The 18,888-nt window shown below is 60.1% G+C and carries 16 protein-coding genes; 9 read left to right on the forward strand and 7 right to left on the reverse strand.

Annotated features, from left to right (window positions below; genetic code table 11):
- Positions 1-48: 48 nt before the first annotated feature.
- The 3 genes from N434_RS14185 to N434_RS14195 form a co-directional block, all read right to left on the reverse strand.
- Positions 49-1,734, reverse strand: coding sequence for a metallophosphoesterase family protein (locus N434_RS14185; RefSeq protein WP_110758763.1), 1,686 nt, complete (start codon positions 1,732-1,734; stop codon positions 49-51).
- Entirely contained in the window at positions 1,728-2,336 is a 609-nt protein-coding gene (locus N434_RS14190; RefSeq protein ID WP_110758764.1) for a dual specificity protein phosphatase family protein, read from the reverse strand. The genes N434_RS14185 and N434_RS14190 overlap by 7 nt, the downstream gene beginning before the upstream one ends.
- Before the next feature lie 65 nt (positions 2,337-2,401).
- A complete protein-coding gene (locus N434_RS14195) occupies positions 2,402-3,241 on the reverse strand; it encodes an inositol monophosphatase family protein (RefSeq protein ID WP_065117842.1) in 840 nt (279 codons plus the stop codon).
- Between the two features lie 342 nt (positions 3,242-3,583).
- On the opposite strand from N434_RS14195, the gene N434_RS14200 reads away from it, so the two are divergent.
- Positions 3,584-5,530, forward strand: coding sequence for a putative bifunctional diguanylate cyclase/phosphodiesterase (locus tag N434_RS14200; protein WP_065117843.1), 1,947 nt, complete (start codon positions 3,584-3,586; stop codon positions 5,528-5,530).
- 153 nt (positions 5,531-5,683) lie between these two features.
- Here N434_RS14200 and N434_RS14205 read toward each other — a convergent pair whose 3' ends face one another.
- The 4 genes from N434_RS14205 to tssH form a co-directional block, all read right to left on the reverse strand.
- On the reverse strand, positions 5,684-6,184 hold the full coding sequence (locus N434_RS14205; RefSeq protein WP_065117844.1) for a type VI secretion system amidase effector protein Tae4: 501 nt from the start codon (positions 6,182-6,184) through the stop codon (positions 5,684-5,686).
- An 11-nt stretch (positions 6,185-6,195) separates the two neighbouring features.
- Positions 6,196-6,585, reverse strand: coding sequence for a Rap1a/Tai family immunity protein (locus tag N434_RS14210; RefSeq protein ID WP_065117845.1), 390 nt, complete (start codon positions 6,583-6,585; stop codon positions 6,196-6,198).
- A 108-nt stretch (positions 6,586-6,693) separates the two neighbouring features.
- Positions 6,694-7,170: an Hcp family type VI secretion system effector gene (locus tag N434_RS14215; protein ID WP_065117846.1), complete on the reverse strand. Its 477-nt coding sequence runs from the start codon at positions 7,168-7,170 to the stop codon at positions 6,694-6,696.
- A gap of 57 nt (positions 7,171-7,227) precedes the next feature.
- Positions 7,228-9,894, reverse strand: a complete 2,667-nt coding sequence (gene tssH, locus N434_RS14220; protein ID WP_110758766.1) for a type VI secretion system ATPase TssH — start codon at positions 9,892-9,894, stop codon at positions 7,228-7,230.
- A 220-nt stretch (positions 9,895-10,114) separates the two neighbouring features.
- Between tssH and tssA the strand changes: the two genes are divergently transcribed.
- The 8 genes from tssA (at position 10,115) to tssG (ending at position 18,882) form a co-directional block, all read left to right on the forward strand.
- Positions 10,115-11,170 (forward strand): type VI secretion system protein TssA, encoded by a 1,056-nt coding sequence (gene tssA / locus N434_RS14225; RefSeq protein WP_110758768.1) that lies wholly within the window; start codon positions 10,115-10,117, stop codon positions 11,168-11,170.
- A 65-nt stretch (positions 11,171-11,235) separates the two neighbouring features.
- Positions 11,236-11,745, forward strand: a complete 510-nt coding sequence (tssB, locus tag N434_RS14230) for a type VI secretion system contractile sheath small subunit (RefSeq protein WP_010973761.1) — start codon at positions 11,236-11,238, stop codon at positions 11,743-11,745.
- Between the two features lie 97 nt (positions 11,746-11,842).
- The gene (tssC, locus tag N434_RS14235) at positions 11,843-13,324 is read left to right on the forward strand and encodes a type VI secretion system contractile sheath large subunit (protein ID WP_110758770.1); all 1,482 of its coding nucleotides are present in this window, start codon (positions 11,843-11,845) and stop codon (positions 13,322-13,324) included.
- A gap of 55 nt (positions 13,325-13,379) precedes the next feature.
- Positions 13,380-14,774, forward strand: a complete 1,395-nt coding sequence (gene tssC, locus N434_RS14240; protein WP_110758772.1) for a type VI secretion system contractile sheath large subunit — start codon at positions 13,380-13,382, stop codon at positions 14,772-14,774.
- Entirely contained in the window at positions 14,771-15,595 is an 825-nt protein-coding gene (locus N434_RS14245) for a type VI secretion system accessory protein TagJ (RefSeq protein ID WP_110758774.1), read from the forward strand. The genes tssC (N434_RS14240) and N434_RS14245 overlap by 4 nt, the downstream gene beginning before the upstream one ends.
- Positions 15,588-16,097 carry a type VI secretion system baseplate subunit TssE gene (gene tssE, locus N434_RS14250; RefSeq protein ID WP_110758915.1) on the forward strand — a complete coding sequence of 170 codons (510 nt, stop codon included), beginning with the start codon at positions 15,588-15,590 and terminating at the stop codon, positions 16,095-16,097. Before N434_RS14245 ends, tssE begins: the two co-directional genes overlap by 8 nt.
- Positions 16,090-17,871 (forward strand): type VI secretion system baseplate subunit TssF, encoded by a 1,782-nt coding sequence (tssF, locus tag N434_RS14255; protein WP_065117852.1) that lies wholly within the window; start codon positions 16,090-16,092, stop codon positions 17,869-17,871. Before tssE ends, tssF begins: the two co-directional genes overlap by 8 nt.
- Positions 17,872-17,880: 9 nt before the next feature.
- On the forward strand, positions 17,881-18,882 hold the full coding sequence (gene tssG / locus N434_RS14260) for a type VI secretion system baseplate subunit TssG (RefSeq protein WP_110758775.1): 1,002 nt from the start codon (positions 17,881-17,883) through the stop codon (positions 18,880-18,882).
- Positions 18,883-18,888 lie beyond the last annotated feature (6 nt).

Raw genomic sequence — 18,888 nt, forward strand, 5'->3', positions numbered from 1 at the left:
TTCTGCACAGGGCCGCGACGCAGCTCCGCCCGTTGCAAAACCTTCAGATCACACCGCTACACGCTCTTGCCGTGGCGCGAGGCGAAGCGTGAAATCGCCTGAGCCGCCTTCAGCGCGACCAAGAAACAGGCCGAGCGCACCGAAGAAGATTTCGATAAAGCTTTCGACGGACCCATCATGATGATCGGCCTCACGACCGAAACGCGCCGCCAGCACCCGATAGAGGGAAAGTCTCTGCGGCTGGATGTGCGGCAGCGCCAGACCCGCGCCCTGACGCAGGCAATACCAGTCGGCAATCAGCTCGAACATCGGCAGTTCGGAACGTGCTGCGATATCATCAAACGAGGGGCTCCCCTCTCGCCCGAGCAGACCAACAACCTCGCGCACGGTTTTATCCGCAATGGCCGCAACCACCTCAGTCGGCCATTCCTTGATGAAATAGCGATGTCTGATCAGCGCCCGCTTGTGGGCCAGCAGAAAATCAACATAGCTGGCCGCCGTAAACGCCCTGTCCTCGCCCTCGCCTGCCAGCGCAGTTTCCTGCGCGTAACCCCGGCAAATGCGGCTGTTGACCGGAAGAGCGCCCATTTCCACCGTTTCGACGGCGATCTCCTGCCGCGAAGGGTGGATGACCTTGAAGGCAGGTGGAAAGGCGACCAGCGACGGTACGGCGATATTGGTGAGCGAATTCTCCTCATCGCCACGTCTCGTCACGCCTTCCACATGCAGGTGCCCGCTGAAATGAACGGCAAGCCCGGCCTGACGCAACGCATCCTCCACCGCCTTGCGCGGCGTACGGCGCACGACATTGGTTTCGCCGAACAACGCGCCTTCGGCGCCACTTGCACCATCAAAGGGATCAAGCGCCGGATAATGGGAGAAACCGAGCAATGTCTTGCCGAGCGCCTCTGCCCTATGACGCACATCGGCAATCCAGTCGATGATGAAGGGCTTGCAGCGCAAAAGCGCGTTCCAGCCGCCGGAAGTGCTGTCAGTGAAGGCCGCTTCCTCGCCCGCCTCGAACGTGCCATCGAGCGGCTCGAAAATATTGGCGTCGATCATCATGAGCCAGAGCCCCGGCTCCGGCTCGACGAGATAGGAGGCATCCATCAGCTGGTAGACATTGCGCCCATCGGGCGAGCGTACCTCGTAGAGACGGTCTTCCGACGCATCAGATGTCCCGAAAGGCGTTTCCCAATGCAGATAATCCGGTTGGCGGAAGTAACCGAAGTCTGCCATGGGGCCAAGCCCCACAGGGTAACCCTCGCAATACATCCGGTCGCTGACGACAACCCGCTCCCCGGCCCGCCGTGCATCGCTCGAAACGGAAAGGCATCGGCCATTATCCGTCAGGAATTCCTTGGTATGGTGCCGGCCGCGCGGGCCGAAAATATCGTGATTTCCGGGCAATGCATAAAAGGCGGTGCCATGGGCATCGCGATGACGCTCCAGAATGCCCTTCAGCGTTTCGGTGGTCGCCCGCTGGCCGTCATCGGTATAATCGCCAAGCAGCACCACATGGCGAATGCCGCGCTGCCGCACCTCATCGAGCGCGGCATGTAGCGCATCGGCACTCTCGTTGAAAACCCGGGTGGATTCGCGTGTGTCCGACCAGCTGCGCATGGTGATGCGCTCACCATCGATCTCCATGCCCGGAAACCCGAAATCAGCGGCGGTGTCGTGGAAATGCGCATCGGCAATGATGGCGACGGAAGGAAGCGCACGTGTCAGCATGATGGGGCGGTCTTTCTGCCGTCAACCATGTCGATCCAGTCGGAAGCACGGCGGGCGGCGGCATAAAGCATGGGTTTCGGCGTCTCGAACCATTCATCAGGCCGCAATTCCCGTCTGGTGCGGATCACGGCCAGCGCGTCGTCAAGGGTGGGGTAAAGGTGCGGCTGCTGCTTGTGCAGGAAAAGCGCCACCAGCGAGACGGAGCGGCTGCGACCGCTGCGGCAGTTGACGAGCACATTGCCACCATCGGCAAAAGGATAGGTTTCGCGTTTCGGCATGGTCTGACGCAGCGCGCCGTCAAGAATGTAATAGGCCCCCAGCATCATGGTGTCGGGGCTGCCCTCCCCGTCGATCAGGCCAAGCTTGTAATAGCGGATATCGCCATAACCCACGGGGCGCCTGTCGCCCTCTTCCGCCGCCGCCTGCACGAGATTGATGTCGAGATTGACGGCGCAATTGACGACAGTGGTAATGCCGTGCCGGCGCAGGAGCCCGAGATCACTCGCACCATCGCTGCCGCCGATATAAAGCGCGGCATTATGCGGGCCGAGCCCTTCCGCAATCAGGCTGATTGCAGGCCGGGCATAAACGGGTCCATCCATTTCATTCCTCCATATGCACGAAGCGCCCTTGCCAGGCCCTGGACGGACGGGCGCCCGTCAAGAAATCAGGCCGACGCCGCCCGCTGCCGATCCGACGGCTGCCGCTCGGCCAAAGGTATCTTCGACGCCTCGCTGACGCCCCTGGCAACACCGCCGGCTGCGGCCAGCACCGGTCCGCCCTCCCTCATACTGCCAATTTCCAGGAAAGGGCAGACATCGCCGCCAGCTTCGCTGACGAGTAGCAGCCCCGCAAGACAATCCCATGAATTCATATGCAATTCGAGATAGGCATCGGAACGGCCATCCGCCACATAGGCGAGCGCCATGGCGCCGGAGCCGGCACGGCGGACATTCGTGCCCATGTCGAGCAGGTTCCTGACGACATCGAGATAGGTGGCATTTGCCACGCGGGTCGACCAGCCCATTTCGATCGACGCCGCATCGAAGCGCTGCGTCTCCGATACCCGGATTGGCAGCCCGTTGCGCGTTGCGCCCTCGCCGCGACGGGCAAAATAAAGTTCATCGAGCGCGGGGTTATAGATCGCGCCGATCTCGGTTTGTCCGTTTTCGACATAAGCGATGGAGATGCAGAAATGCGGAATGCCGCGGGCGAAATTCGCGGTGCCGTCGATGGGATCAACCACCCAGACGCGGTCGCCGATCTCTCCGCCGCCTTCTTCTCCAAAAAAACTGTCATCGGGAAAACCGGCTGCGATCGCGCCGCGAATATGCGCCTCGGAGGCAGCATCCGTCACCGTCAGGAAATCCTGCGGCCCCTTCATCGAGAAGCTGCGCGTCGCTTCGCCCTGAAAACCTTTCAGCACCAGTTCCCCGGCGGAAAGAATAACGCTGCGGCAGAGTTCGGCGCGAGCCGCCAATGTATCCGGATAAGACATCGAGTCCATGCGCAACAACCATCTCCTCAAGAGTGAACGCGCGTTCATATTGCACACGTGTTCATTATTTTCAAGCGTGATTTTAAAGGGAATTTATCGAGTCGGGCCAGACGGCCGATCATGCCAGTTCAGAACCTCAATCGCAATTGATCGCACGAGGCCAGGCGCCTGGTCCGGGCTGCTCAAGAAAGACGTAAACCCGCATTTGCAGACACAAATGGATACATGTTGCGCAGGGCGGCAAGGTACATCTTGGGGTTGATCCAGTTGCCTCCCGGTTAACCCTGTGTATTTCCAATGACGTAACTGGAATTATGCTAAAAACGCTCCTCTGTACTTGATGAGCCGTGGATGAAAATACTAACTGCCAAACAGAAATTGCAGCATTTCATGTCCGTCCGGTCTGACAATCCGGACCTGCTGAAAGCACAGTATCGCGCCTTTACCCGGCAGATGCCGATGATGTATTTCATATTGCTTTCAAGCACATGGGCGCTCGCCATCACACATATGCGACTGGCGCCGTTTTGGCTGACCATCGGAGTTCCCGCCCTTTTCACGCTTGGCTGCATGCTCAGGGTCGCGTTCTGGTGGAGGACCCGCGGCATCGATCCCCAGCCGAAGGTTGCCCATGCGGCGCTGCAGCGCACAAACCGCCTGGCGGTCGGCATAGCCATGGTATTCACGCTCTGGTCTTTTCTGCTGGTGCCCTATGGGGATGCCTATACGCAATCGCACGTCGCCTTCTACATGGCGATTACCGTTATTTCCTGTATTTTCTGTCTGATGTATGTGCGCTCCGCCGCCTTCATAGTCACCGTCATCGTCAACGGCGCGTTCATCATCTTCTTTCTGGCGTCACGACAGCCGACATTCATCGCCATTGCCATCAATGTGCTGCTGGTCTGCGCCGGCATGATGTCCATCCTCCTGACCAATTACCGCAATTTCGAGCGCATGGTGGTTTCGCAACAGCGCACGGAAGCGCTCAGCAACGAGAATCTTCTGCTTGCCAATATGGACAGCCTGACGGAACTGCCCAATCGCCGCGCCTTTTTCACCCATCTGGAAACCGAACTGGAAAAAGCCAGGGCGACCGGAACCCGGCTGGCGCTTGGTGTCATTGATCTCGACGGCTTCAAGCCGGTCAACGATCTCTATGGACATTCCGTGGGAGACAGGCTGCTGGTCAATGTCAGCAAACGTCTTACCGCCACCTTGAAAGCCAGCAGGGCGTTCCGGCTGGGTGGCGACGAATTTGCCATTGTCGCACCCGTCATACTCGACGATGCACAGCTCGTTGCCAATGCAAACGCTATCTCGGAACAGCTGCGGGCACCCTACCACATGCCCGAAGGCACGGTACATGTGTCCGCCTCGATGGGGATAGCCGTCTTTCCAAATCTTGCCTCCACGCTTGAACAGCTTTTCGACCGGGCGGATTATGCCCTTTACCACGCCAAGAAGACCCGGCGCGGAGATGCTGTCCTGTTTGACGCGGAACACGAAAAACAGATCAATATCGAAGCCCGCATCGAACATCTGCTCAAGCAGCGCGACATGGAAAACGAACTGGCAGTCGTGTTCCAGCCGATCGTCGATATACGCGATGGAAAGACCGCCGGTTTTGAGGCGCTGGCGCGCTGGCACAGCCCGGTCCTCGGCCAGGTTCCACCTGCGCAATTTTTCTCCATTGCCGAGCGGGCTGGCATCGTCAGCTCCCTGACCCGGCCTCTTCTCAGAAACGCTCTCGCTTCTGCATCGCGGTGGGCCCCACCCCTCAGGCTGTCGTTCAATCTCTCCGCCCACGACCTCAATTCCCGCGAAGGCGTGCTGTCATTGATCGGCATCATCGAAAACAGCGGCTTCGACGCGCGGCGTCTGGATCTGGAAATCACCGAGACGGCCTTTGCACATGATTTCGAGCAGGTCAGGCAGTCGGTCGAAATGTTGCGACGGCTCGGCTGCGGCATTTCACTGGACGATTTCGGCACCGGCTATTCCAGCCTGACGCGGCTTCACGCCCTTCCCCTCACCAAGATCAAGATCGACCGCAGCTTCGTTACGGATCTGCATGAAAAACCGGCGAGCTACAAGATCGTGAAATCCCTTCTTACCCTCAGCAGGGATATGGGACTGGAATGCGTTGTGGAAGGCGTCGAGACGCGACAGGAACTCGCGGCCCTCGAAAGCCTCGGCGCCACGCTGGTGCAGGGTTATATTTATGCGCCGCCGCTGCAGGAGCAGGATGTCGATGAGTTTCTCTCGGAAGGGCGCATCAGGCGCGCCGTGCCGTAGACCAATTCTGATCGAAAGAGTGCCTTCATCGCGCAGGAAAGCCGGATATGATCCGGCGGATACCGGTCCTCGCCGGGTGGCGAAGACGGTTTTCAAGAACGCGGCCGGCTGAACGAAGCGCGTGACGGCAGCTCCGTTTCAGGGGTGGCTGGATCAGGATACGCGGCTGGCTTGAAGCGGCCAGAACCAGATCGTTTCCGAATTATAATAGCAGGCCGATGCGCACTGGGCAGCTTCTGCACCGCCGCGCACGAGATCGATATGACCGCCGCCGCTATAGCCCGGAATATTGTTGAATGCCACGACGCCGTTGCGCGCGCCGATGCCGTTGCGGGCCGTTGCGGGCGTAAAGGGTTCGGGTTCGCCGAGATAACTCGTCCTTTTCAGAAGAGTGGCAAGGCGACGCATATTGACCTCGATGCCTTTCCCGGCATAGGGGCCCTTCTGGATGCGGTGAGAGGAAGGCACGATGTTGATGCCCGATTTCACCAGGGCGATGCTGACGCGGATCGCGCAGGTATTATGATAGTTCGGATTGCCGATATAATCTTCCCAGCCGATTTCCGTGAAAAGATCACGCTGGCTGATATAGTTGGAATGTGACGGCTCGCTGCTCGGATAATTGGCGTACAGAGTGTCAAAGTTAACGCGCATGGCTTGTCCCACTAGTTACTTTTCGGCTCACAGGGAAAGGAGGACGCAAGCGCCTCCCGCACGAGAATGGCTGCCTGTTCATCCAGTTTTTCCGCAGGGATATCGCCGAGATAGGTGTAGATCCGGTCGGTAAGCTCATGGGGCGCCACGGTGCCGGCACCGCACCAGTCCGATCCGCTTGTCAGATCGGCGACGCCGGCGATGTAGGCGCTGGATTTCGCGACGGAAACCAGCCGGCGCATTTCCGGATCGGACACTTCCGGCGCAAGCTTTCCCTCGATTGCCTGCTTGAGTTCGGTACCGGAATATATCCAGGTCCGTTCCGCCGCACCGGCTGATGAAAACCCGGACAGGGCCAAGACAAATGGTACGGAAACAAGAAACGCGAATTGGGAGCGCATGAAAAACCGCCTCGTCCAACGTGGATGAGAAACATCACGACGTGAGCTGCAAAACTGTGATGAAAACGACCCGGTGCCGGCCAATGCCGACACCGGGTCGCGTCGTTATCAGGCGGCCTTGGTCGTCGCCAGATCGTAGGAGGCGATCATCGGAGACTGCGGCGAGTTGTTGTCGTCGAACGGCGTGTACTTCACTTCCAGTTTGGTGAAGTTGAGCTTGATGGTCTCAACCGGGCGGTCGCCGCTGGAATCCACCGAGTAGCTGGCGATAAGCGTATTCGTCAGCAGGTACTCGATATAGGTGTTGCCCGGGTTGCCCGTGGTCACCAGATGGATCGTTGCGAGCTTGCCGGTACGGCCTGCGCAAGCTTCCTGGAAAAGCTTGGTGGAAGAAGAATCGCTAACCTTGGTCAGAATGACTTCCGAAATCGTCGGTTCGGAAGCTTCGCGGTTTGCAGCAGAACCAGCAGAGGTGTTCATGTTGCGGGCCACGTTCCAGTGAATGGCTTCAATGTCCATCCACTTGCGGTGTTCTTCGTGCGTGGCGTCGCCCTGGATACCGTCAATCTGCAGATAAATTGGCATGCTGTAAGCTCCTGTAGCTGAAATGACCTCTTGCTTCGAGGCCGAGTTACCCTTCGTCTAATGCCGCATGCGTCGGGTAGACCCTTCCGACGCGGCAACTTCATCCATCCCAACCCGTTCGGTTGCGACGAATTCATTCGTTTCCCCAGCCGCTTCGGCACGAATGCCGAACCTGTTTCCGTCAAAATCGACAGTGACCTCTCCGACCCGCTCTCCGGCAACGACCTTCTCAAGGAAAAAGCTGGAAAGAGGCGGCAGGAGATCCTTGCCGATCATGATTTCAATGGCGCGCGCGCCGATGTCGCTCGCACCGGCGCGCGCCACCAGCGCATCACGCGCCGCATCGGACAAGGTCAGGTCGGCGCCATATGTTGCCAGGACGCGGTCCCTGATCTTGCCAATCTGCATATCCACGATCCTCGACAGCTCCTCCGTGCCCAGCGGCATGAAGGGCAGGATGATCGTGCGCCCGAGGAAAGCGGGCTTGAACTGTTTCGTCAGCTCCGGCATCAGAAGCGCTTCCAGCGCCTCACCTTCCGGCATGGTCTCGGGATCGGCGGAAAGCGCCGAAAGCAGTTCCGAGCCGGTATTGGCCGTCATGAAGATCGTGGTGTTCTTGAAATCGACATCGCGGCCCTCGCCATCGCGAAGCACACCCTTGTCGAACACCTGATAGAAAATATCCTGGACACCGGGATGGGCCTTGTCGATTTCATCCAGGAGCAGAACGCCGAACGGCCTGCGGCGCACCGCCTCGGTCAGCACACCACCCTCACCGAAACCGACATAGCCGGGTGGCGAGCCGAGAAGCAGCGAAACCTTGTGCTCCTCCTTGAACTCCGACATGTTGATCGTCGTCAGATGGCTGTTGCCGCCATAAAGCAGATCCGCCAGCGACAGCGCGGTTTCGGTCTTGCCCGTTCCGGACATGCCGACGAGGAAAAACACGGCGGGCGGGCGACGCGGATCGGACAAGCCGGCGCGGGCGGTGCGCATGGCATCGGCAATCCGGGCAATCGCCGCATCTTGCCCCACGACACGCTGACGCATGCGATCATCCAGCGTGCGCGCGCTCTCGATCTGGTCCGCCAGGAGTTTGCCAAGCGGAATACCCGTCCATCGGGATACCACGGATGCGATTGCATCCCGGTCGACCACCGTCGGCACAAGTCTTTCGGTATTTGTCGGCTGCGCCTCCCCGGCAGGTCGGAGAAGCGAGACATTCGATGCGCCGGTTTGCTGCGCCGGCTGCTCTTCGCCCAGCGCCGCCAGTTCGGCCATTTCCGCATCGTAACGACCACGCAGATCACCGATCCCGCTTTCAAGCCTCTCAAGCTCGTCGCGTATCGACTGGATGCGACCCTGCATGTCTTCGTCCTGCGGTTCACGCAGAAGCCAGTCCAGTTCGTCCGACAGAAGGCGGCGTTCGCTTTCCATGGCGCGCAACCGTTCCGGCAGCGTCTGCCGCGCCAGCGATACGGCTGCGGCGGCCGTATCGAGCAGGCTGACGGCCTTGTCGGGCAATTGCCTTGCGGGCATGTAACGCGCGGACAGTTGCACCGCCGCCACGATCGCCTCGTCACGAACGGTGACATTGTGATGGCTGACGAAGGTATCGGCCACCCCGCGCAACATCCGTATCGCGGTCGCCTCGTCCGGCTCGCGCACATGCACGGGCTGGAAACGACGCGTCAGCGCGGCATCCTTTTCGAAGTATTTCTTGTATTCGCTCCACGTCGTCGCCGCGACGGTCCGCACCTCGCCTCTTGCGAGTGCGGGCTTAAGAATATTGGCCGCATCACCCTGACCGGCTGCGCCACCCGCACCGACAAGTCCATGCGCCTCATCAATGAACAGGATGACAGGTTCGGCAGAGCGCTTTACCGCATCGATCACGCCATGAAGGCGCCGTTCGAACTCGCCCTTCACGCCGGCACCGGCCTGAAGCAGCGAAATATCGAGGTTCAGCAGGCGAACGTTACGCAGTTTTTCCGGAACGTTTCCAGAGGCGATCTCCAGCGCCAGCGCTTCCGCAACCGCCGTTTTGCCGACGCCCGCCTCGCCCACCAGAATGGGATTGTTCTGTCGGCGGCGCGTCAGAATATCAACGAGTTGGCGCAGCTCATCATCGCGGCCGATAACCGGATCGACCTTGCCACTGCGGGCATCCGCAGTCATATCCTGGGTATAAAGGCGCAGAAAATCGTTCTGGCCGGCGGCCGGTCCGGAACTCGCGGGCACGGAAGAAACATCCCCGCCTGCGCCCTCTTCAACCGAACTGCGAAGGCGCTCGAGCGCGGCCCGATCCATTGCCTTCAGCGACGGAAATGCAGAGCGGACGAAGGAGCGAAGTGAGGTTTCCTCATCCATCGCCAGCAGCAGGTCGCAAAGCGTTACCCGGTTGCGTCCAGCCTCCAGGGAAGCAAGAACCCATGCCTCCCGGCCGGCGGTCAGGACGTTCTGGGAGAGCGACAACGCTTCGCCGTCTCCAATAATGGCCTCCCCCAGACTGCGGCCGATTTCAGCCTGCAATACCGGAAGTGGAATCTTTAATTCCTCGAATGTTTCCGCATACATACCGGCATCTACAACCGCCAGCAGCCAATGCGGGATATCCACGTACCTGTGACCCATGCGCACCGCGATAGAAGCCGCGGCTTCAAGGGTAACGCGCAGGTCAGGCTCAAGCGCTTCAATGAGGCGATTGAGATCGATATGCGACATGCAATGAGCCTCCTGCCCCGGTCCATTCCACAACGTGACGTGGAATAACTATGACGATGAAACCGCATTGTCCACCCCGAAGTTTATTTTTTATCAGGTGAGATTAGGCAGTAGACGCCACAATTTAGACACATTTTGAATAAGTCTGTCTGAGGAATAGCCTCACGTAAGGGAAGTAACTACAAAAAATCAATTACTATTTTCTGGAGATAGACTGCTCTTGAACGCGCCGCATGTTAAAAGAGATATAGAATTTTTGGGAGATTGCGGAGAAAATATCCGCATCGACGCAAGAACGCGTGAAATATACTATAGAATTAAGGATGAAAGAAACCAGGCACGAACAGAAGAGCGCGCTGCATCCCCACAAGATAACTTGAAGATCTCCAGTAGCTGGGACAGTGTCAGCAATCTTGGATTGCAGATTATATATTCCGAAAGCAAGGATATCGAAATATTGGCATGGCTTGCGGAAGCAAGCCTGAGGCTGCGTGGATTTCACGGCCTACGTGAAATCTATGATCTTTGCAGCGATCTTTTTTACAACCACTGGGACTCATTGCGGTCAATCAGTGACGATAATGACGAAGAAAAATTTGCACCTTTTGCGGGATTGAACGGCATTGGCAGCGAAGGCACGCTTGTTCAGCCGCTTCGCCTCGCGCCCCTGATCCCGGGAGGGAAATTCGCCGAGCACAGTCTCTGGGATTTCCAGCTGGCGCAGCGGCCGAACGAGGGCAAACGTCGCGAGGAACTGTATCGGGCAGCCTCCGAGGCGGGCGTTGCCGCCATGTCCTCGCATCTGTCGGAGGTGAATGCCTGTCTCTCCTCGTTTGACGCAATCATGGCAGTTCTGACAGAGCGCTGTGGCCAGTCCGCTCCGCCGAGTTCCAACATACGCAACACGCTTATCGAGGCGGCTGCCGCCATTCGCACGCTGGGCGGGCGGGACCTGGAGCCGGCACCGGTAGAACAGGCGCCGGCCGCGATTGCGGGCACCGATGAAAGCGGGCAACCCGTCATACGCGCCGCCGTGGTCTCGCCGGAGGGCATATCCTCACGCGACGAGGCATTTGAAACTCTTCTTTCGGTTGCGCGTTACTTTCGCCGTACCGAGCCGCATTCACCGATCTCGCTCTCCATCGAAACGCTGGTTCGCAGGGGACGCATGGATTTCTCGGAACTGCTGGCGGAGCTTCTGCCTGAAGCGCAGGTCCGCAACGCCGTTCTGACGGCCGCCGGAATCAAACCCGGCGGAGAAAACAACGGAAAATAACAAACTCGGGGCGAGACGACGCCCCATAACAGTCATCTATGCCACGGGGCATCAAGGAGGTTGAAATGGCAAGTGTACATGAAAAGCTGGAGCGGGTTCGCAAGCCCCGCGTCCACATCAAATACGAAGTCGAGACAGAAGGCGCGATGGTGGTCAAGGAACTGCCTTTCGTCGTTGGCGTGCTGGGTGATTTCTCCGGCAATCCGACCCAGCCCCTGAAGCCGTTCGGCGAGCGTAAGTTCGTTCAGATCGACCGCGACAATTTCGACGAAGTGATGCGCCGCATGACGCCGGGCCTCAATATTTCCGTTGCCAATACGCTGCAGAAAGACGGGACGGACATGCAGGTTAACCTGAAGTTCGAAAGCATGGACGATTTCGAACCCGGCGCGGTCGTGCAGCAGGTCCCGGCGCTCAAGGCGCTTCTGGATGCCCGCAACGAGCTGCGTGACCTGCTTTCCAAGGCCGATCGCTCGGAAGATCTGGAGCGGATGCTCGAAGATATTCTCCAGAACAAGACGGACCTCGCGACGCTCGTTTCCGAACTGAAGGAAAAGAACGGCGCAAGCGAATAATCGCCTGTGCGGAGGAAAACCTCCCCGAACGGCCCCCGCAAAGGGGGCTTCACCTGTTCAAGCGGCATTTTAAAGCCGCATGTGGAAGGACTGAAACATGAGCGCTGAAAGCCTGCTGAAAAACGAAGCACAGGCAACGACCGCCGAAGACCAGGGACTCCTGTCCAAGGTGGTTGCCGCAACCCGCCAGACCGAACCGGACCGCGCGCAAAATCTGCTGCGCACGCTGACCGATCAGGCCCTGAAGGGAACGGTCAAATACGACCGCAACCTCACCGTCACCCTCAACCACGCGATCGCCGAACTGGACCGGACGATTTCCGAGCAGCTCGCCGCTATCATGCAGGCGCCGGAATTCGCCAAGCTGGAAGGCACCTGGCGCGGGCTGAACTATCTCGTCAAGAATTCCGAGACGAGCGTCAACCTCAAGATCCGTGTCATGAACGCCGGCAAGCGGGAACTCGCAAGGGATCTGGAAAAGGCTGTCGAGTTCGACCAGTCCCGGCTTTTCAAGGCGATCTACGAAGACGAATTCGGCACCCCCGGCGGCGAACCGCTCGGCGCCATCATCGGCGATTACGAGTTCGACAATTCCTTCGATGACGTGCAGTTGCTTCAGGGTGTCTCGTCGATCGCAGCGGCAGCCTTCGCACCGTTCATTTCCGCGGCCAGCCCGCGCATGTTCGGTTTCGAGGACTATCGCGATCTCGCCCGTCCGCGCGATCTGGAAAAGATCTTCGACACGGTCGAATATGCCAAGTGGCGCAGCTTCCGCGAAAGCGACGATTCCCGTTTCGTGACGCTCGCTTTGCCGCGAGTGCTGGCGCGTATGCCCTATGGCCCGAAAACCAACCCGATCGACGATTTCGCCTATGACGAAACCAAGGGTGCGGTGAATGGCGATCTGCAGCATGACGAATATTGCTGGATGAACGCTGCCTACGTCATGGGAACGAAGCTGACCGACGCTTTTGCGAAAAGCGGCTGGTGCACGGCGATCCGTGGTGCGGAAAATGGCGGCCGGGTGGAAAATCTGCCCATGCATGTCTTCTCCAGCGATGACGGCGATCTCGACCTGAAATGCCCAACCGAAGTGGGCATCACCGACCGCCGCGACGCCGAACTCGGCAAGCTCGGTTTCCTGCCGCTCTGCCACTACAAGAACACGGATTATGCGGTGTTCTTCGGCGCCCAGACGGCGCACAAGCCGAAGCTTTACGACAAGCCGGAAGCAACGGCCAACGCCGCCGTTTCGGCCCGCCTGCCCTATATCATGGCCACGTCGCGCTTCGCGCATTATCTCAAGGTGATGGGCCGCGACAAGATCGGCTCCTTCATGGAGGCGTCGGACTGCGAAGTCTGGCTCAATCGCTGGATCGCCAACTACGTCAACGCCAATGACGAAGCGGGTGAGGAAAGCCGCGCGAAATATCCGCTGCGCGACGCCAAGGTGACCGTGCAGGAAGTGCCGGGCAAACCCGGCGCCTACAATGCGGTCGCATGGATGCGGCCCTGGTTGCAGATGGAAGAACTGACGACCTCGCTGCGCATGGTCGCCCGTATTCCGTCCAAGAACTGAGCCCGGACCGGGGTGGTCCGCCACCCCGGCCCCGTTCATCATCCGGAGTCCGCTCATGGCGCATCAGTCCTTTCCGGACGCCCGTATTTTCGCCGACCAGCTCATCGCTCTCATCGACGATGCGCTGACCGGCCAGGTGAACGCCATTCTCCACCACCCTGATTTTCAGGCGATGGAAGCGAGATGGCGCGGGCTTGCCATGGTCGTGCGTGAGGCGGGCCGGAGCACCGATGTCAAGGTGAAGCTGCTGAACGCCAGCTGGCGTGACCTTGCCCGCAACACGGAACGCGCCACCGACTTCGACCAGAGCCATCTTTTCGAAGTCGTCTATAACCGCGAATTCGGCATGCCGGGCGGCGAACCGGTCGGCCTCTTGATCGGTGACTACGCCTTTTCCCCTGACGATCTACAGGGTGCCGATTCCATCACCACACTGTCGCAAATCGGCATGGTGGCTGCGGCAGCCTTCTGCCCCTTCGTGGCGGCGGCAGCGCCTTCCGCCGTCGGCCTGCAGGACTTCGCCGAACTCAGCCGGGTTCACGACTTTTCCTCGCTGAAGCAGGATAAATCGCGGCTGCGGTGGAATGCGCTGCGCGCACGCGACGATTCCCGCTTCGTTGGCCTTGTCGCACCGCGCGTTTTGCTGCGCTCTCCCTACAAGCCCTATGCGCGCGGCCGCGATGACGGATTTCCGTTCCGCGAGCATGTGGCGGAAGGCGGCGAAACCCTGCTGTGGGGCAATGCCGCCTTTGCCTTCGCAACGGTGGTGGTGCGCAACTTCGTCGATTCCGGCTGGTTTGCCGATCTGCGCGGTGTGACGCAGGACGCCGTGGATGGCGGCATGCTCTCTTCCCGGCAATTGCCGCCGCTCGATCTCGGTATCGAAAGCAACGGCCTTTCCGCCCAGCCGCCCGTCGAGGTGCAGCTGACGACCGGGCAGGAACAGCAATTTTCCGATCTCGGCATCGTGCCCGTCTCCACCACCTATCTCTCCGGCATGGCGATCTTCAACGCCAACCAGTCCCTGCATGCGCCCGGCCATTATTCCAGCGAAGCGGCGAGACAGAACGCGCGTCTTGCCGCCATGCTGCAATATGTGCTGTGCGCCTCCCGGTTTTCGCATTACCTCAAGGTCATCATGCGCGACGATATCGGCCAGCTGAGCGACGCCTCGACGATCGAGCGCAAGCTGGAAGGCTGGCTTTCCTCCTACACGCTCGGCAATGACGATGCGGAAGCGGCGCTGCGCACGCGCTACCCGCTGCGCTCCGCCGGGATCAACGTCTTCGAAGTTCCCGGCAAGCCCGGCACATTCTCCTGTACCGTGCGCCTCCAGCCGCATTTCCAGCTCGATGACGTCTCCACGAGCTTTCACCTCATTGCCGAAACCATGGTGCAGCCCGCCGCCGCATCCCGGCCTTCGGCCGAGCCACAAAGGATACCCGCATGACGCTGCGCGACGACATTTCCCGCCTTCTCGATGACGACCGGCTGCAGGACGCGATCGGGCTTGCGCGCGAACACGTCAAGACGAAGCCCACCGACAAGGACGGCCGGCATTTCTATATCGACCTGCTGGTCCTTGCCGGCGACTATGAGAAGGCCGATGCGCAATGCAATCTGGCCGCAACATTCTCGCCGCAGGACAGTGTCGGCTTTTCCCTCTTTCGTCATCAACTGCGCGCCATGGCCGCGCGCAATGCGTGGTTCGAGAACGGCGCGGTGCCGGATTTTCCCGGCGGTCCATCCGAACTCGACCAGCTGGCCATCCGGGCGAATATCGCCGCACGCAGCGGCGACGCGGATGCCGCCAGAGCCGCGCTTGCTGAACTCGATGAAAAACGCGGCAATGTGCCGATCGGCCATAATGGCAAAAGCGCGAGCGATATTCGCGATCTGGACGACCGCATTCCGCATGCGCTGGAAGTGCTGACCAATGGTGGCCGCTACCTGTGGATCGATTACGGCCGCATCGAGAGCCTCACCATCGACCCCATGAGCCGCCCGCGCGACCTTGCTTTCCGCGGGGCTGAGCTGACCCTGCGCGACGGCGCGGTCGCATCCGTGCTGCTTCCGGCGATCTATCACAGTGCGAAGGACGATGTTGGCCTTCTGCTTGGCCGGGAAACACGCTGGAGCGATGAGGACCAGCCGCTGGCGACCGGGCAAGGGCAGCGCTGCCTGCTGATCGGCGACGATGTGGTGCCGTTCCACGAAACCGGCTCCCTTTCCGCCGCCTCCGACGATGAAAGGCAGATCGCCCGTGGTTGATCCGCTGGAGCAATATCGCGCGCGGCAAAGAACGCTGTCGCGCTCCGTTCTGGACCGGCTGCTGGACGATGCGCCGGATGCGGAAACGGACGCGCTCGTCAGCCTGAAGGATCAGGCGCGCGAGATGCGCGAGGTGATCCGCCGCGATCTGGAGGCATTGCTCAATACCCGCCGTAACCCGGCCGGCCCGCCCGCAGCGCTGAGGGAACTGTCCGACGCGCTGGTGAGCTATGGCGTGGACGGCATTCTCTCGGCCAATCTGGTGACGGACGCCTCCAAGGCACGGCTCGCACGCAGCATTGAGCGGCGGATTTCCCTGTTCGAAACCCGTCTTGCCGACGTGCATGTGACGATCCTGAAAAACCGTACCGATGGCGACCGGGCGCTTCGCATGCGCATACAGGCGAGCTTCCGCCTTCAGGAAGGCATGCCGCCGATCAGTTTTGAATCCCGGATCGATCCGTCCACGCAGCGTTTTCTGGTGGAGGCGACGAATGGCTGACGGCTTCCTCGAAAAATACAATGACGAACTCTTCGCGCTGCGAAAACGCGCATCGCGTTTCGCGGCGGCGTTTCCCAAGATTGCCGGCAGGCTGCGCATGACGGGGGATGTCGCCGACGATCCGCATGTCGAGCGGCTGATCCAGAGCTTCGCCTATTCCGCCGCCCGTGTGCGCCAGAAGCTGGACGACGAGTTCCCCGAACTGTCGGACAGCCTGCTGGAAACGCTCTATCCGCATTATCTTGCACCGATCCCTTCGATGAGCGTCGTTCAGTTTGCACCGAGCCCCGCGCTGGCAACCGTGCAGCCGCTTCCGCGTCACAGCGAAATTCTCGCCGAACCGGTAGGCGGCGAGAGCTGCCGTTTCCGCACGACGCAGGAGGTGGAGATCGTTCCGCTGCAGATCGCCGCGGCGACGCTTTCCGGCCAGCCGATCGATGCGCCTTTTTCAGCGTCCTTCGCCGGTGCGGCAAGCTGCCTGCGACTTTCCCTGCGTAGCACCGCGCCACGCGGCAGTACCTTCCCGGAAATGGGGCTGACGAAACTGCAGATATTCCTGTCTGCCGCCTGGCAACAGGCGACGGCGCTTTACGAGCTCTTGACCAACCACTGCGTGGGCATGGCGCTGGCCCGTCACTCCGAGGACAAGGAGGCAGTTTTCCTGCCCGCCGCCAATCTGAAGCCATCCGGTTATACGCGCGATCAGGCCATGCTGCCCTATCCGGCCAACAGTTTTGACGGATACCGGCTTCTCACCGAATTCTTCGCGCTGCCGCAGAAATTCCTCTTTCTCGATATTGACGGTCTGCACAGGTGGAGCGGCGGCAATTGTGAGCTTTATATCTATCTGGATGCGGCGGATACGCGGCTTGAGCGCATGGTCTCCGTCAAGGATTTCGTGCTGAATGCCTCACCGGTCATCAACCTGTTCAAGCAGAACTGCGAACCGCTGAGCCTTGATGGAACACGCACGGAATATCGTCTTCTGCCTGACGCGAGGCGGCAGCGGACCCGTGAAATCTACGCCGTCGAAAATGTCGAGCTGACCAGCCGCTCCGGGCAGACGGAAAAGACTTCTCCGTTTTTCGGGCGCACCCAGCGCAACAACGGCTCGAATGTGTTCTGGCAGATCCAGCGCCGCTTCGACGACGACGGCTCTTCCGATACCGATATCGCCTTCGTGGATCAAAAGCGCGGGCCGCTCGGGCCGCTCGACATGGTGGCGAGTGTCGATACGCTCTGCATCAACCGCGAATTGCCGAGCCAGCTTCCCTTTGGCGGTGGACACCCCTTCCTCCAGCTTTCAGCCGGCAACGAAGCCGTGAAGTCCATCCATGCCCTGATGCCGCCGACAGCGGCCATCCGCGTCAACGAACGCTCGGCGCGCGAATGGCGGCTCATCTCGCATCTGCTGCTCAATCATCTCTCGCTTTCAGACAATGGCGGCGCTCCGCTGAAGGATATTCTGTCGCTCTATTCCTTCAGGGACAGCCCGGAAACCCGGCAGCTGGTTGAATCGATCAGCAATGTCGAGGCCCAGAATTCCCACGCCCGCATCGGCTCGGCGATGGTGCCGGGAACCGACATCACCGTGGAATTCGATCCGGCGCTCATCGCACGCCCCGCCGCCTTCATTTTCGCCAGTGTGCTCAACCACTTCTTCGGCCTCTATACCTCGATCAACAGCTTCACCCGGCTGACGGCGACGATGCGCGGCCATTCCAAACCGATTGCCCGCTGGCCAGCCCGCGCGGCGGACCGGCCTTTGCTCTAGGAGACCGGGATGGAACAGCAGATACCGACACTGAAAGATCAGCAGGCCGCTCTTCTCAGCGCCGATCCCGGCCGTTTTGATCCGGCCACCGCCTTTCGCGTTGCCCAGCACGTTTCGGATGACGGGCTGACGATTGCGGCGCATGGCGGCGTGCAGCCCACGGCGCTGGCGATCAGCGGGTTCGGCCGCAAACACGGTGTTTCCCAGCTGAAATCGGCCTTCGCCCCGATTGTCGGGCCACTCGGTTCGCTGCCGCCAGCCTATGGCGAATTGCTGCAACGGGAAGAGCGCAGCCGCTCCGGCGCACTGGCGAACTTCTTCAATCTGTTCGCAGCCAGATTCAGCGAGCTGTTTGTAACCGCTTCGGAAAAATATCGCCTCGCCAGGGGACTACGCTGGTCCGATCAGGGAAAAAACAACGGTTTCCGCAAGACGCTGCTTGCGCTTACCGGCTTCCGCACGGCCGGCCTGACCGAGAAAGCCGGGGTGAGCGAAGATACGCTTCTGCGTTTCAGCGGGCTTTTCGCCAGCCGCAACCGCAATGTCTCGGCGCTCACCTCGGCCCTTTGCGAATTTACCGGGCTTCCGGTCGTCGTTGAACAGTTCCGCCGGCGATGGGTACCCTTGCCGCTTCACGAACAGAGCCAGCTCGGGCAGGCATCAGGGCTGCGGCTGGGGCAGAATACCACGGCGGGTAGCGCCGTGGAGGATATGAGCGGCGGCTTCCGGGTCGTCATCGGCCCGGTCGCCTATGCGGATTATCTGGCACTGACGCCCGGATCCAAACGGCTCGCCGAGATATTCTCGCTGACACGGCTCTTCGTCGGAAGCGCGCTCGATTTCGATGTGCAGGTGATCCTGAAAAAGGAGGATATTCCCTTCTGCCAGCTGGGCCAGCCCAATGCTCCCGCCCGTCTTGGCTGGAACAGCTGGGCCCGCGTGGCACCGGCACAAAAAGACAGCACCGACGCCATCGTGACCGAGCGGGAAGGCTCGGCAATCTCCGGGTGAGGCATG

Source organism: Rhizobium sp. UGM030330-04, from assembly GCF_003208455.1.
GTDB lineage: Bacteria > Pseudomonadota > Alphaproteobacteria > Rhizobiales > Rhizobiaceae > Agrobacterium > Agrobacterium rhizogenes_A.

What these genes read in the sequence shown, in the direction of transcription:
- N434_RS14185 (WP_110758763.1), bottom strand. Translation starts at nt 1,734, where the DNA reads ATGCTGACACGTGCGCTTCCTTCCGTCGCCATCATTGCCGATGCGCAT.
- N434_RS14190 (WP_110758764.1), bottom strand. Translation starts at nt 2,336, where the DNA reads ATGGATGGACCCGTTTATGCCCGGCCTGCAATCAGCCTGATTGCGGAA.
- N434_RS14195 (WP_065117842.1), bottom strand. Translation starts at nt 3,241, where the DNA reads ATGGACTCGATGTCTTATCCGGATACATTGGCGGCTCGCGCCGAACTC.
- N434_RS14200 (WP_065117843.1), top strand. Translation starts at nt 3,584, where the DNA reads ATGAAAATACTAACTGCCAAACAGAAATTGCAGCATTTCATGTCCGTC.
- N434_RS14205 (WP_065117844.1), bottom strand. Translation starts at nt 6,184, where the DNA reads ATGCGCGTTAACTTTGACACTCTGTACGCCAATTATCCGAGCAGCGAG.
- N434_RS14210 (WP_065117845.1), bottom strand. Translation starts at nt 6,585, where the DNA reads ATGCGCTCCCAATTCGCGTTTCTTGTTTCCGTACCATTTGTCTTGGCC.
- N434_RS14215 (WP_065117846.1), bottom strand. Translation starts at nt 7,170, where the DNA reads ATGCCAATTTATCTGCAGATTGACGGTATCCAGGGCGACGCCACGCAC.
- tssH (WP_110758766.1), bottom strand. Translation starts at nt 9,894, where the DNA reads ATGTCGCATATCGATCTCAATCGCCTCATTGAAGCGCTTGAGCCTGAC.
- tssB (WP_010973761.1), top strand. Translation starts at nt 11,236, where the DNA reads ATGGCAAGTGTACATGAAAAGCTGGAGCGGGTTCGCAAGCCCCGCGTC.
- tssC (WP_110758770.1), top strand. Translation starts at nt 11,843, where the DNA reads ATGAGCGCTGAAAGCCTGCTGAAAAACGAAGCACAGGCAACGACCGCC.
- tssC (WP_110758772.1), top strand. Translation starts at nt 13,380, where the DNA reads ATGGCGCATCAGTCCTTTCCGGACGCCCGTATTTTCGCCGACCAGCTC.
- N434_RS14245 (WP_110758774.1), top strand. Translation starts at nt 14,771, where the DNA reads ATGACGCTGCGCGACGACATTTCCCGCCTTCTCGATGACGACCGGCTG.
- tssF (WP_065117852.1), top strand. Translation starts at nt 16,090, where the DNA reads ATGGCTGACGGCTTCCTCGAAAAATACAATGACGAACTCTTCGCGCTG.
- tssG (WP_110758775.1), top strand. Translation starts at nt 17,881, where the DNA reads ATGGAACAGCAGATACCGACACTGAAAGATCAGCAGGCCGCTCTTCTC.